This is a genomic window from Chloroflexus sp. (genome assembly GCF_034434295.1).
Lineage (GTDB): Bacteria > Chloroflexota > Chloroflexia > Chloroflexales > Chloroflexaceae > Chloroflexus.
Genome location: NZ_DAOTZQ010000050.1, coordinates 30664 through 45503, shown reverse-complemented (window position 1 = coordinate 45503; position 14840 = coordinate 30664). Strand labels below are relative to the sequence as shown.

The following is a 14840-nucleotide window of genomic DNA, read 5'->3' as shown; positions in this document are numbered from 1 at the left end:
GGTCAGGAATGAATGAGCTACCTGCCAGGAGATGTTTTTTTGAAATAGATTCCAGGCTTGTGGCACGTGCCAGACGTGCACGGCCCACAGGACGGTGGGCGCGGCAGACATGCTGCCGCACGCCAGACAGACGAGGCATGTTTTCCAGGCGTAAGGGGGAACACCGGTGCCGGATGGCTTCTGCTGTGGTATGCTGGTTTAGGGGCGATACTTCGTGGAACGCAGACACAGTGTATTATGGCAGGTACAGTGCGCGCCGGAGGCGCACGTTCCCATTCTCAGAGGATACCAGGGCATATCAACCACGATAGAGCGTTTAAGGGCGCAGTGTGAAGGTAACGGTAGATAGTGGGTCAAGACGTTTAGCCAGATTTGATATCATCCCTATGCCACTCACTAGTTTTGTGCCGGTCGCGCCTGATAGCGACTTTCCACTGGAAAACTTACCCTACGGGGTCTTTCGGCCCCACGTCGGTGGCCTGGCCCGAATCGGTGTCGCCATTGGCGAGTATGTGCTCGATCTTGCCGTGATTGATGAGGCCGGGCTACTATCGGCGACCCCGGTTGGCGGTCGTGTCCTGTTTGCCCAAGACTCGTTGAATGCGTTTATGGCTGCCGGCCCGACAGCGTGGCAGGCAGTACGGTCGGTGCTGCAACGCCTACTCGCCGCCGATGAACCCACCCTCCGCGATAATCAGGTCCTGCGTGACGCCGCACTGCTGCCGCAACACGCCGTTGATCTGCTGCTACCGGCCAGTATCGGCGATTACACCGACTTCTATTCGTCGCTATACCACGCCAGCAACGTCGGCAAGATGTTGCGTCCCGACAGTTCACCTCTCTTGCCAAACTGGCGCCACCTGCCGGTCGCCTACCATGGACGGGCGAGTACAGTTGTGGTGAGCGGAACACCAATCCATCGTCCATATGGTCAGACCAAACCAGCTGATAGCCCGTCACCAGTCTATGGCCCGACGCGAGCACTCGATTTTGAGCTAGAGCTGGGTATGTTCATTGGGCCGGGCAATGATCTGGGCAGTCCAATTCCCATCGGCCAGGCTGAAGACCATATCTTCGGCTTTGTGCTGGTCAACGACTGGAGTGCCCGCGATATTCAGGGGTGGGAATACCAGCCGCTCGGCCCATTCCTGGCCAAAAATTTTGCCACCTCAATCAGCCCCTGGGTAGTGCCACTGGCGGCGCTGGAACCGTTCCGTTGTCAGGGCGAACCGCAAGACCCACCACCACTGCCCTATCTGCAACCCGTGCGGCCCGGCCATTTTGCCATCACCCTGGAAGTCTGGCTGAACGACACCCGCATTTGTCAAAGCGACAGCCGTTATCTCTACTGGAGCTGTGCGCAACAAATTGCCCACCACACTGTAAACGGCTGCCGCCTGCGACCGGGTGACCTGCTGGCCTCTGGTACGATCAGCGGGCCGGACAAACACACTCGCGGTTGCCTGCTCGAACTCACCTGGCGCGGCAGCGAGCCATTGACCCTGCGCGATGGCTCGCAACGGCGATGGCTCGAAGATGGTGATACCGTCACAATGCGCGGCTGGGCACAGGGTGACGGCTATCGCATCGGCTTTGGTGCGGTCAGCGGTACGATCCGTGGAGCCACTTAGAATAATTCGTCCAGCATGCGGTAATAGTCGATTTTACCGGCATCAACCTGCTCAAGGCCGTAACACGCAAAAAAGTACTGCTCGTACTGAGGGCCTAGATTATAACGAATACTCCGTGAGGCAATCGCCAGATCGTTGTAACGGTCGGCGACTCCTGCCCGCCCCCAGTCAATAAAGCCACCGATCATACCATCGCGCACAATGATATTCGGCAGACAGTAATCGCCATGGGTGAACACCAGATCATCTGTCGCCGGACGCTCGCGTTCCAGAGCAGCCAGAATATCCTGAGCGGTCATGCTACCGAGCCGCTCCGGATCAAAATCGGTCTCATCAACCAGACCATTCAATACATTGTCACGCGCCTGCATCAACCGCAGCTCAAGACCGGCATCGAACGGGCAGGTAGCAGGATCGAGCGCGTGGATCATGCGCAGGCCACTCGCCATCAGCTCAACCAGCGCTTCCGCTCGCAACGTCGCCATCGCCCTGACCCCATTCTGACCGGCCACCTCAGTCGAAACCAGATATTCATACCGGTCATCGGCCACATACACCAGCACCTCCGGCACCGGCAGTTTACCCTGCAACCAATCGAGGATACGGGCTTCCACGTGCAGCGGCGGCGTATCGGCAAGCGACTGCATCTTCAGGTACATACAACGACCATCCTGCTCGATACGATAGACCTGCGCCGCTGTACAACCATCTGTCATCAGGTCAACACTGCTACCCTGCAAGAGCTGCCGAACAGCTACGGGAAGTTCGTGATCGCGCACCATACGACCTCATTCCTATCAGACCATCTGAAACAGACTTTGGCTGATCCTGCATCCGGGCGACTCGTCACTCCCTACGCATCCCGACCGCCCCGGTAGCTTATCGCCAGCCATCTCTCCCCAGAGAGTTTTATGTCAATGTCGAAGAGCCAATGCGATTGACCGCACCCCCCTCCCCAACCCGCCCCCGCCAGGCTATGCATTACCCACAACTGCTGTCAACCACGGCTGTATCAGCGGGTATGATCGCCATCGGTGCTGGTGTGGGCGACTGGCCCGGTGGCAGCGCACAGCGCCAGCCGTGCCAGCACGTGTTGAATGGGTTGCCTTACGCGCCCATCATGTGCGTGGCGCAGGGTTTGGCGTGCGGCAGCATGGCTGCCGCAGCAGCCGCGCTCACGATCCGGCGCGGGGCATACCGTTCCCCATCCTGGTCAAGGGAGTGCTGACTGTGCTCGTGCCGATTATCGCGTCGGTCCGGCATGCATGCGATACATGCGCGTAGACGTTTAGTTGTACCAGGTTCGTGTCTGCACACCAGCGGCCACGGCCAGCACCTGAGAGCGGTGGCGAGGATGCCTCCACGCAGGCTGGAAGCCTGCGCCACGGGGAGCATTTGCCGCCCGGCCTAACGCAGCGCAACATGTGGGTAATGAAAAGCGCTAGGGGCGGGAGTAACACGCTCGTCTCCTCACCCCAGCGGGAGCAACACGCTCGTCTTCTCCCCCCAGCGGGAGCAACACGCTCGTCTCCTCACCCCAGCGGGGGGAGGCCGGGAGGGGGGCGAGAATAAGGTCTACGGGAGCCACCCGGAGCACGCCCATTCCCCCGACATCCAACCTACAACGTCGCAAGCAGTGCACAGAGCAGTGCCGTGCGATCAATCAGACCCTGACGACTGATCTGCTCGTGTTCGGCATGCGCTCCTGCACCGGGGCAGCCCAAACCATCGAGAGTAGGAATACCGAGCGCAGCGGTGAAATTGCCATCACTGCCTCCACCGGTACTACCTTCCTGGATCGTCAAACCGAGTGTAGCACCGAGTTCCTGGGCCTTCGCGAAGAGCGCGATACTGGCCGGCGTCCGTTCCATCGGTGGCCGCCGGACGCTGCCGCATACCGTGAGGTGAACCCCTGGAGTCACTGGCTGCAATGCAGCCATTCCAGCTTCGATCCGAGTAGCCTCTGCCTGAGTCCAGACCCGCACATCAACATCCATCCAGGCTTCAGCCGGCACCACATTCGGGCGGGTACCACCACCGGCTACCCCCACATTAACCGTCGTCCCTAGCGCCGGGTTGGCCAGTGCATTCACGGCTAAAATCTGATGGGCCAGCTCGGTTAAGGCACTCGCCCCCTTTTCGGGTTCGACCCCGGCATGCGCTGCCCGCCCGGTGATGGTGACGCGAAAGGCACCGCCACCTTTGCGGGCCGTCTTCAAGGCACCATCCGGCTCGGTCGGTGGCTCAAGGACGAGCACATGCGCCGCCTGCGCCGCCGTAGTTTCAATCAACGCCCGTGAGGTCGGACTGCCGATCTCCTCATCAGAGGTCAGTAACAACACCACAGGCCGCCGCAACACCGGTGCCGGTTGCCCAAACCCACCCAGTGCAGCGTAGATCATCGCAATACTGGCCTTCATATCGTAGGCGCCCGGCCCAAAAGCCCGATCATCAGTGATGGTAAACGGACGTTGCGCGACCGTCCCTGCCGGCCAGACAGTATCGTAATGGCAGAGCACTAGCGTCGGCGGCAGCGATGGCTCACTCGCATTGGTGACTATCACCCGTACATGATCACCCCCCGACGGATTGGCAATTCGTTCAACGCTTCCCACATGAGCAAACAGCGTCATCAGCTCGTCAGCCAGCCTATCGAGCAGTGGTTTATCGGTACTGGGCGATTCGATATGGACGAGATGCGCAATCAGATCGAGCAGACGGCCTTCGTGGGCAGCAATGGTTGCACGGTCAAGCATAATTCCCTCTCAAAATGGCGATGGCGATTATGGGGGATAGTATAGCGTAAAGCGACTGGAAACTTATGCGTCGGGAGTATGAATCATATGCCGTTTACATGATCCTGCTCAGCCCAGGTTATCACCCTGTAACCCGCTCCCGTATGATGAACTCTTGAAATCACCGGTAGCTCAGCATACACTCATACTATCCGATGCAGTGCTTCAGGTAGATCAATCTTGCACTGGATCAGTTTTCATTTACGGTATACTGACGACAGCAATACCCGCTACCATGCTGTCGGCAAGGAGATGGCTATGACGCACGATGCGCAGGAGACGACAACGGAGTCAGCGGTACCGGAACGCTTGTTTGATATGTTCACGCCGGCGAGCTACGCTGAATGGCGTGCTGCTGCCGAAAAGACGTTGAAGGGTGCACCGTTCGAGAAGCGCCTCGTTAGCAGAACCTTTGAAAACATCCTGCTCCAACCCATCTACAATGCTTCGGATATTGCCGATCTACCCCATCTTGGGTCGCTCCCCGGCTTTGCACCGTTTGCGCGCGATACCCGCATCCTGGGGCCGGTGCGCGAACGCTGGCAGGTAGCACAAGAGTTGCCCTATCCGACCGCGACCGAGGTGAATCAGGCCGCTCAGGCCGATCTGCCCCGTGGCCTGACTACATTGAACGTTCCCCTCGATCAGGCGACCCGGCAGGGTATTGATCCCGATGCCGCCGCACCCGCTCAGGTCGGCGCCGGGGGGATGTCGCTGGCAACCCTCGATGACGCCCGCCGGCTGTTTGATCAGCTCGATCTTGAGCGTATCCCGCTATTGATCCAGACCGGTGCCTTGAGCCTGCCGGTGGCGGGCTTGCTTCTGGCCGCGGCTGCTGAGCGTGGACTATCGCCTGATCGATGGCAGGGAACGCTCGCTGCCGACCCACTGGGAAATCTGGCCGCCGATGGCTCGCTACCGGCATCGCTCGAACGGTGCTACGATCTGCTGGCTGAATGGACGCGCTGGGCCATGACGCATGCGCCTCACCTGCGCACTATCATGGTCAGCTCTTATGTCTATCACAACAGCGGTGCCAGCATCGGGCAAGAGATGGGTTGTGCCCTGGCGACCGGGGTGGCGTATCTGAGGGCCATGCAGGAGCGCGGCCTGGATGTCAACGATGTCGCACCTCGCATACAGTTCGCCTGCTCGGTTGGATCAAACTTCTTTCTGGAAGTAGCGCGACTCCGGGCGATGCGCATGCTTTGGGCACGGATTGTCGCTGCCTTCGATGGGAATGAACATGCCCAACGCATCCATCTGCACGTGCGCACCTCGGCGTGGACGAAGACCCGCTACGATGTCTACAACAATATGCTCCGTGCCACCGGCGAAGCGATGGCTGCCGTGATGGGTGGTGCGCACAGTTTGCATATCAGCCACTTCGATGAAGCCTGGGGCCTGCCCGATGAATTCTCGCGCCGGATTGCCCGTAACCTCCACATCATTCTGCAAGAGGAATGTAACTTCTTCCGGCTGATCGATCCGCCGGGTGGATCGTGGGCGGTCGAGAAGCTAACCGATGAGATCGCCGCTCAGGCATGGGCTTTCTTCCAGGAGATTGAACGACACGGCGGGATGGCTGCGGCCCTGGCGGCTGGTATGCCCCAAGAGGCTATTGCCGCGACCCGCAATGAACGTTTCGCCGCCATTGCCCAGCGTCGCGATGTGATTATTGGGATCAACATGTACCCCAATCTCGACGAAAAACGACCAGAGTTCCGCCAGATCGATCATCTCCAGTTACACGCTGCGCGTGCCGCCGATCTCCGCCACAGCCGGGATAACCGTTCCGACGAAGCGTGCCGCACTGCACTCAGCAACCTGGCCGCTCAACGGTCGGTGGCGGCAGTGCTGGCAGCAGTACGCGCCGGTGCAACCCTGGGTGAACTGAGCTGTACGCTCACCGCTGCTGATACGGCAGCCCCCCAGGTCGCGCCACTGCCGGCCCATCGGGCGGCTGAGCAATTTGAACAATTACGAGAGGCGGCTGATGCCTATGCAGCCCGCACTGGCAAGCGTCCAACGGTCTTTCTTGCCAATATCGGCCCCCTTGCCCAACACAAAGCCCGCTCAGACTTCGCCACCGGTTTCTTCCAGGCAGGTGGATTTGCCGTCATCAACAACGATGGTTTCGCCAGCGTTGAGGAAGCAGCCAATGCGGCCCTCGCCGCTGATGCCGACATCGTCACAATTTGCTCTACCGATGACACCTACCCCGATGTAGTGCCGGCCCTGACCCATGCGATTAAAACCCAACGCCCGACAACCACTGTCATCCTGGCCGGCTATCCTACCGATCTGATTGACATGTACCGCGCTGCCGGGGTCGATGAATTCATCCATCTCCGCGCCAATTGCTACGACATCCTGGCCCGGCTGCAAGGCTTGAAAGGAGTGGCTGCGTGAAGAACCCCGACTTTACCACCCTATCGTACCGTGATCTATGGCCCACACCCGATCTCGGCCAATGGCAGGAACGCGCCGAGCAGGAGGCCGGAAAACCCCTGGCCGATCTGGTCTGGCGAACGATGGAACAGATCGAGGTGCGACCGCTCTACACCGCAGCCGATCTGGCCAGTCTTGAGCACCTTGGCTTTACCGCCGGTATTCCTCCTTATCTGCGAGGGCCGTATCCTACCATGTACGTCACCCAACCCTGGACAATCCGCCAGTACGCCGGTTTCTCGACTGCCGAAGCCAGTAATGCCTTCTACCGGCGGAATCTGGCTGCCGGTCAGAAGGGCTTATCAGTCGCCTTCGACCTGGCGACCCACCGCGGCTATGACTCCGACCATCCGCGGGTGGTTGGTGACGTTGGCAAAGCGGGTGTCGCCATCGACTCCGTGCTCGACATGAAAATACTCTTCGATGGCATCCCGCTTGATCAGATGTCAGTTTCGATGACGATGAACGGTGCCGTAATCCCGATCATGGCCTTCTTCATCGTCGCCGCCGAAGAGCAAGGGGTGCGCCCGGAACAACTGACCGGCACAATCCAAAACGACATTCTGAAAGAATATATGGTGCGCAACACCTACATCTACCCACCCGAACCGTCAATGCGCATCATTGCCGACATCTTCGCCTACACGGCGCAGCACATGCCCAAATTCAACAGCATCAGCATCTCCGGCTACCATATGCAAGAGGCCGGTGCCAGCGCCGACCTTGAACTGGCCTACACGCTGGCCGACGGCCTGGAATACGTGCGCGCCGGGCTGAAGGCTGGCCTGGCAATCGACAGCTTTGCGCCGCGCCTCTCCTTCTTCTGGGCCATCGGCATGAACTACTTCATGGAGATTGCCAAGATGCGGGCGGCACGTCTGCTGTGGGCAAAAATCATCAAGCAATTCAACCCGCAAGACCCGCGCTCGCTGGCGCTCCGCACCCACTGTCAGACCTCCGGCTGGAGTCTGACCGAACAAGACCCCTTCAACAATGTGGCCCGCACTTGCATTGAAGCGATGGCGGCGGCGCTTGGTCACACCCAATCGTTGCACACTAATTCACTCGACGAAGCGATTGCCTTGCCGACCGATTTTTCGGCCCGCATCGCCCGCAACACCCAGTTGTACCTGCAAGAGGAGACCGGCATCTGCAAGATCGTCGATCCCTGGGGCGGTTCGTACTACCTCGAATGGCTCACCGACGCATTGGCCCGCCGGGCCTGGACACACATTCAAGAAGTCGAGGCGCTTGGTGGGATGGCCAAAGCGATAGAGGCCGGCTTACCCAAACTACGGATCGAAGAAGCAGCGGCTCGTCGGCAAGCCCACATCGACTCTGGGCGAGAGACGATTGTCGGGGTGAATAAATATCGTCTCGATTACGAAGAACCCATCGAGATTCTGGAAGTTGATAACACTGCCGTGCGCCAGAAACAGATCGAACGCCTGCAACGTCTGCGCGCCGAACGCGACGAAGCCCGTGTTCAGGCCACGCTCAACGAATTGACCCGCGTGGCGGCCTCTGGCGAAGGCAACCTGCTCGCTGCGGCCATCGAAGCGGCCCGTGCGCGCGCCACGCTCGGCGAGATTTCACTGGCGATGGAAAAGGTGTTTGGGCGGTTCAAGGCTGAAATTCGCTCGATTTCCGGTGTCTACAGCAGCGAATACAGCGATGTGGAACAGATCCACCACGTGCGGGCAATGGCCGACGCCTTCGCCGCCCTGGAAGGGCGGCGCCCGCGGATACTGGTCGCTAAAATCGGCCAGGATGGTCATGACCGGGGGGCCAAGGTGGTGGCCACCGCATTTGCCGATCTTGGCTTCGATGTTGATATTGGCTCACTCTTCCAGACACCGGAAGAAGTGGCGCGTCAGGCGGTAGAAAACGACGTACACGTGGTGGGGATCAGCTCACTGGCCGGCGGTCACAAGACCCTCTTGCCCCAACTGGTCGAGGAGTTGCGCAAACTGGGCCGGGAAGACATCATGGTCGTGATCGGTGGTATCATCCCACCACAAGACTATGATTTTCTCCGCGCCCACGGTGCAGCCCTGATCTTCGGCCCCGGAACCATCATTCCGGTCGCCGCCGAGAAACTGTTGCGTGAGTTGCAACGGCGTCTCCACGGTGACAGTGTCGCTGCACCGGCATCATGAAGCGAGGGTGAAAGGGAACATGACCGATAAGCAGCAGCTTTCATCTTCTGGTGAATTACCATTTGCGCTATCGGTACTGGCCGGGATTGCCAGCCGTCACGACGGCCTGCCCGGTAGCGCTCCGACTGTACCATCGTCACCTGCCGGGGCAGCCCGTCGCCAGTTGACGGTCGAGGAGTACGTGGCCGGTGTCCGCAACGGCGACCGGGCTATTCTCGCCCGTGCGATTACCCTCATCGAAAGTAATGCTCCGGCGCATATGGCCCAGGCGCAGGCAGTATTAGCTGCTCTGTTACCGTATACCGGTGGTTCACTGCGCGTTGGTATCACCGGCGTGCCCGGCGTCGGCAAGAGCACCTTCATCGAAGCCCTCGGTACCATGCTCTGCGAGCGTGGTCATCGGGTAGCGGTACTGGCAATCGACCCTTCCAGCAGCATCTCGCGTGGCAGTATCCTCGGCGATAAAACCCGCATGGAGCGGCTGGCCCGCCATCCCAACGCCTACATCCGGCCCTCCCCCAGCGGCGGCAGCCTGGGCGGAGTAGCCCGCAAGAGCCGCGAAACGTTGCTGCTTTGCGAGGCAGCCGGTTTCGACATCGTGCTGGTTGAGACGGTTGGGGTTGGTCAGAGTGAAACGGCTGTACGTGGGATGGTTGATTTCTTTCTGTTGCTAATGCTGGCCGGTGCCGGCGATGAACTGCAAGGGATCAAAAAGGGAGTGATCGAACTGGCCGATGCGCTGGTGATTACCAAGGCCGATGGTGATAACCGGGCACGCGCAATGGCTGCCCAGGCCGAATACCGGCATGCGTTGCGTTACCTGACCCCCGCTACACCAGGATGGAAACCCCCGGTACGCACATGCTCGGCTCTTACCGGCGATGGCATTGCTGAAATCTGGCAGGAGATCGAGCGTTTTCGTACTGAACTAACCGCAAGTGGCGTCTTTACGGCGCGCCGTCGGGAACAGGCGCGCGACTGGCTCTACACCCTGATCGACGAACAGTTGCGCACCCTCTTCTTTGCGCATCCCGCTGTACGCAACCGACTACCGACCCTCGAACAGGCAGTGGTCGAAGGGACAATGCCGGTTGTCAGTGCCGTTCAGCAGCTCTTCGCGGCACTTGGCGAAACCCAACCCCAACCGACACCATAACCGAGAAGCGAAGGGCGAGTGGCCCTTCGCTTCTCCTGAACGATCAGGTATCTTCGCGGAGAATGTACCCCACACTGCGGACAGTATGGATCAGGCGTGGCTCACCATTCGCCTCAAGCTTCTGCCGCAAATAGCGCACGTACACTTCCAGAATATTACTCTCGCCGCCGAAGTCGTAATTCCAGACCCGATCATAAATAATATCGCGGGTCAGCACCTGATTGGGATGACGCATAAAGAGTTCGAGCAGATCGTACTCTTTCGCCGTCAGCTCGACGCGCCGGTCTCCCACCCGCAACTCACGCGAGCGCGTATCGAGAGTTAAATTGGCGAAACGCAGCACATCCTGCGCCTGCCCGGCCTGCCGACGCCGCAACTGGGCCCGGATGCGGGCGAGTAGTTCTTCAAAGGCAAACGGCTTCACCAGATAATCATCGGCACCGGCCTCCAAACCGGCCACCCGATCACGCACGGCATCACGCGCCGTGAGCATAATGATCGGTACGTTCGAGTCCGCACGGAGACGGCGAGCGACTTCAAGACCATCGACTCCTGGCAACATGAGGTCAAGGACGATCAGATCATACGTGCCTGTCGATGCCAACTCAAGCCCACGTGCGCCATCGAAGGCCACATCAACCTGATAGCCTTCCAGGGTCAGACCACGGCGTAGAAACGAGGCTATTTCAGTTTCGTCTTCAATCACCAAAATACGTGTCATGCCTTTAGTATACGAACAGGAAGCGCAACCGTCAATTTTACACACTGGCTCATATCACATCTGGTATAGTCATCGTGAAACACAACACTGCAACCTTGAGCACGACACCACGGTACGCAAGTGCTGATACGCTCCTGAGAGCGCGAGCCTCCAGCTCGCCCTGAGAACGTACACCCGCCCCAGCGGGGGCGGGTTAGGATGGGGGCGGATCGCAGCGTATTGCCCATGGACGTGTAGGGGCGGGTTCAGAACCCGATCCTACGGACGACGCCTATACCCGTTCACATTGCTATCCGAGGGGGTGGCGAAAGGGTGTGTCCTGAATTGCGAGCCATGCATTATATATTTCAGATGTGATTTCCCGCATCACTACCAGACCAGGCCTATTGTGAACGCACATCGTACCCGCGAGACAGGCCAACCGCTGCGAGACGTGTGGGGTAGCGAACACCACCTACGCCAAACGACACAACCTGTGCATAACCAGCGTGGCGGGTAGCCAGTCCAGCGCATGATTGCGCCAGGGATGGCTGCTAATGCGGCTCACTATCCAGCTCATTGAGAAAATCTTCTGGATGTTGACGAATCTCCAGGCTACGCTGTTCGATCTCGCGGCGCAACTCTCTGCGCAGACGAGCGGCCATCCAGCGCCGACGTTGCTCGGCGGTTTCGATGCGCACAGGTGGGACGGGGCAGGGGCGAAAATCTTCATCAACCGCCACCATCGTAAAATAGCAGGTCATAACGTGACGTTGCGTACGGGCGGTAATATTTTCGGCGACGACGCGAATCCCAACCTCCATCGAGGTATTGCCGGTATAGTTAATCGACGCCAGAAACGTCACCAGCTCGCCAACGTGAATCCGGGCGCGAAAGATCACCTGGTCGACCGACACCGTAACTACGTAGCGACCGGAATAGCGTGAGGCGCAGGCATACGCCACCTGATCGAGCAGCTTCAGAATATGGCCGCCATGCACGTTACCGGCAAAATTGGCCATATCAGGAGTCATCAACACTGTCATCTGTAGGGTACGGAATTGTTCCGGCTGTGGCTGCTCATGAGAGGGATGCATACATCGCTCCGTATTCCAGGTACCAAAGTTTTTTCCTGTTTTTCAAGTATACGTACCTGAGATACTTCCTGGCAACGGCATTATATGGATCACCTGCATGAACGGTTTGGGGAGCGGCCAGTTCCCATCGACGAGCCACATCACGCCTCACGCTAGCCCCCAACGTTATCCACATCCTCTCTGTCCTCCGTGTCTCTGTGGTAAAAAAGGCAGCAACTTGGGTTTCCCACCACTTAATCGCTATCAATCATCACCTGGTTTCACGAACAGCAACATATGGTAGCGCCAGAGACCGGCATTAAGGGTGTTCTTCTGGGCAATACAACCGCGCATCGCAGCAATTTGCTGTTCACTTTGCAAACCAAGGGCACGGAGTATCAGCGCTGCCGGTAACGTCAGGCGGGCAAAATCACCGAGAAACTGGAGCGAAGGACTGGCACTCAACGTCAGATCGTCGTGGCGGAGAAAGAGGAAACCAGCCGCCTCTGCCAGTTCCACCAGATCGTCGGCGGTGAGGAGATCAGGCATAGCCCAGGGTCGCAACCAGGCCCGTAAGCGATTCCGCTCAGCAGGTGACAGATCGCGCCGGGCAGCAAACCGGTCGGCAATAATCAACCGACCGCCGGGACGCAGCAGACGAACAATCTCGGCCAGCAACGCCGGTTTATCGGGCGCATGACAGATGCTCTCCAGCATCCACACTACATCACAACAATGATTACGGAGTGGCACTACTGCGTAATCAGCACAGAGAAAGGTAGCTCGCCCGCCCCGTCTGGCCCGTTTGGCCTGTTCAGGCACAATCGTCAAACCGATCACCATTCCCTGGTGGATAGCGGCGATCCGATTGGCACTGGCACCGGCCCCACAACCGGCATCGAGCAGACACTCACCAGGCGACAGACCGGCAACCGCCAGCAGCGTCTCATCGATAGAACGGAGCGCAGAACGGTGACTGCGTACCTGCTGCCACAACCCCGCATGCATCGCCTGCGATCCTCGAATCCAACCCAGGACACGAAACATCCAGTCGGTCTGCTGGTAGAAGGAGCGCACTGCATCCTGATGAGCAAACATAGTTAACTTAAATTGCCATCTATGCTGTGAGCAGACCACGGAGGCTGACTGCCAGGAAGAACAGCACGACGCCGCACGCAACACCGCGCGGCGTAACCGCATGAACGGTTTGGGGAGCAGCCAGTTCCCATCGACGCGCTACGTCACGCCTCACGGTAGCAACCGACGTTATCCACATTCTCTGTGTCCTCCGTGTCTCTGTGGTGAAAAAGGCAGCAACATAGGTTAGTTATTGAAATGACCAGATACGCACGGTTGCGTCGTAGCTACCGCTGGCCAGCATGTCACCATCTGGGGTGAATGCGACACAGGTAACACTCTCGTTATGTCCAGACAACTCCCAGCGTAACCCACCATCACTGACGTGCCAGACACGTACAATCCTACCATAATGCGCACTGGCGAGGTAACGACCATCAGGACTGAATGCTACGTCGAAACATGCCCCTGAAGGCGTCGCCAGAATTTGCAGTGGTTGCCCATCGGCCAATCGCCAGACAAAAATAGCACCATCACTACCGGCACTGGCAAGCAAACGACCATCAGGACTCACTGTCAGGCTAAAGATGGCATCGCTATGACCACGCAATGTCTGCACCAGTGTCTGACTGTTCACATCCCAGACCCGAATCACCCGGTCATAGCCGGCAGAAAAGAGGAGTGAGCTATCTGGGCTAAAGATGACACTATTGATCAACCCTTCGTGACCAGGTAATTCAGCAACCGGCTGGCCGTTTTGTGCGTTCCAGAGATACACCACCGGGTCCCAACCAGCGGTAGCGATGAACCAACCATTGGGCTGGAACGCTACACTGAAGAACGCGCCATGACGCTGTTCATCACCGAGATGAAACAGTAGTTCGCCATCTTCGATCCGCCAGACTCGCACGCCGTGTTTACGACCGGCTGCCGCGATGAACTGACTATCAGGGCTGAAGTCCACAGCATTAATTTCGCCAATATTACCGCTAATGACCCGAAACATCTGATAGTCAGGCAGACGCCACAACCGGATAGCACCATCCCATGAACCAATGGCCATTACCTGCCGGTCTAGACTGAATGCCAGGCTATTCACCCAACTTTGCACTGCGATCATCTGACGCAGCAGGGGGCGCTGAACCGCTAACGAAGACAGCGAAGGCTGCTCGAGTCGGAAAAAGCGATGATGTGCCGCCAGAATCTGTCGGCTCGGACGTAACGCGAGACGTGATGGCTGGCGCAGGCGTCGCCCGGCCAACGCACCGTACTCGCTATCACGCAGTTCTGGCGAAATCAACACTTCAAGCGTCATTGCATCGATGGTGAGTAGACCAGACTGAAAAAGGATCTGCAAATCGGCACGTAACAACAGAGCGTTGTGGGGTTCCGCCGGTCCCTGCGGATCGATCAATACTGGTCGCAACACAGCACCAACCTGACAGCCACTAATGGCACAGGCTCCATCATACGCCACAAACAATGTTTGCCACAGGCTATCTAGTACCGACGGTACGGGGTCGGCAGGTGGCTCAAATGAACTATGAGAGGAAGAACGCTGCTGCATTGTTAAACCCAATTGTGACGCACGAACAACAACCACGTGGTAATCACAGGATAGAGCCTGTAGATAAACTAATCCTGTGTGTGGCGGTTTGACAAGATAACATTTCTTTCAAATGGGTGACAATCGCAGCGGCGATCCGCTGTATCAGATATGAGAGCGGTGAGAATCACGCCAGATGACCTCACGACCTGCTAGCCGGCAAAACGCTACTGCTCTAGCCCTCTGTTA

At 58.3% G+C, this 14840-nt stretch carries 10 protein-coding genes; 4 read left to right on the top strand and 6 right to left on the bottom strand.

All coding sequences use genetic code 11. From position 1 onward, the window contains the following. The first annotated feature begins 386 nt into the window (after positions 1 to 386). Positions 387 to 1631, top strand: coding sequence for a fumarylacetoacetase (fahA, locus tag VAE57_RS07500; RefSeq protein ID WP_322821264.1), 1245 nt, complete (start codon positions 387 to 389; stop codon positions 1629 to 1631). On the opposite strand, the gene VAE57_RS07495 is transcribed toward fahA, so the two are convergent. Next, positions 1628 to 2413, bottom strand: a complete 786-nt coding sequence (locus tag VAE57_RS07495; RefSeq protein ID WP_322821263.1) for an APH(3') family aminoglycoside O-phosphotransferase — start codon at positions 2411 to 2413, stop codon at positions 1628 to 1630. The genes fahA and VAE57_RS07495 overlap by 4 nt on opposite strands. Positions 2414 to 3250: 837 nt before the next feature. After that, positions 3251 to 4387, bottom strand: coding sequence for a M20 family metallopeptidase (locus tag VAE57_RS07490; RefSeq protein ID WP_322821262.1), 1137 nt, complete (start codon positions 4385 to 4387; stop codon positions 3251 to 3253). A 297-nt stretch (positions 4388 to 4684) separates the two neighbouring features. Between VAE57_RS07490 and VAE57_RS07485 the strand changes: the two genes are divergently transcribed. The 3 genes from VAE57_RS07485 to meaB are packed head-to-tail and all read left to right on the top strand — an operon-like array spanning position 4685 to position 10192. Further along, positions 4685 to 6838 (top strand): methylmalonyl-CoA mutase family protein, encoded by a 2154-nt coding sequence (locus VAE57_RS07485; RefSeq protein ID WP_322821261.1) that lies wholly within the window; start codon positions 4685 to 4687, stop codon positions 6836 to 6838. Beyond that, positions 6835 to 9036: a methylmalonyl-CoA mutase gene (gene scpA / locus VAE57_RS07480; RefSeq protein ID WP_322821260.1), complete on the top strand. Its 2202-nt coding sequence runs from the start codon at positions 6835 to 6837 to the stop codon at positions 9034 to 9036. Before VAE57_RS07485 ends, scpA begins: the two co-directional genes overlap by 4 nt. Positions 9037 to 9055: 19 nt before the next feature. Beyond that, on the top strand, positions 9056 to 10192 hold the full coding sequence (gene meaB / locus VAE57_RS07475; RefSeq protein WP_322821259.1) for a methylmalonyl Co-A mutase-associated GTPase MeaB: 1137 nt from the start codon (positions 9056 to 9058) through the stop codon (positions 10190 to 10192). A 43-nt stretch (positions 10193 to 10235) separates the two neighbouring features. Here meaB and VAE57_RS07470 read toward each other — a convergent pair whose 3' ends face one another. The 4 genes from VAE57_RS07470 to VAE57_RS07455 all read right to left on the bottom strand — a co-directional run bounded on the left by VAE57_RS07470 (position 10236) and on the right by VAE57_RS07455 (position 14474). Beyond that, on the bottom strand, positions 10236 to 10913 hold the full coding sequence (locus tag VAE57_RS07470; protein WP_322821258.1) for a response regulator transcription factor: 678 nt from the start codon (positions 10911 to 10913) through the stop codon (positions 10236 to 10238). Positions 10914 to 11446: 533 nt separating this feature from the next. Further along, entirely contained in the window at positions 11447 to 11989 is a 543-nt protein-coding gene (locus VAE57_RS07465) for an acyl-CoA thioesterase (RefSeq protein ID WP_322821257.1), read from the bottom strand. Positions 11990 to 12232: 243 nt separating this feature from the next. Next, positions 12233 to 13066, bottom strand: a complete 834-nt coding sequence (locus tag VAE57_RS07460; protein WP_322821256.1) for a class I SAM-dependent methyltransferase — start codon at positions 13064 to 13066, stop codon at positions 12233 to 12235. A gap of 229 nt (positions 13067 to 13295) precedes the next feature. After that, on the bottom strand, positions 13296 to 14474 hold the full coding sequence (locus VAE57_RS07455) for a WD40 repeat domain-containing protein (protein ID WP_322821255.1): 1179 nt from the start codon (positions 14472 to 14474) through the stop codon (positions 13296 to 13298). Positions 14475 to 14840 lie beyond the last annotated feature (366 nt).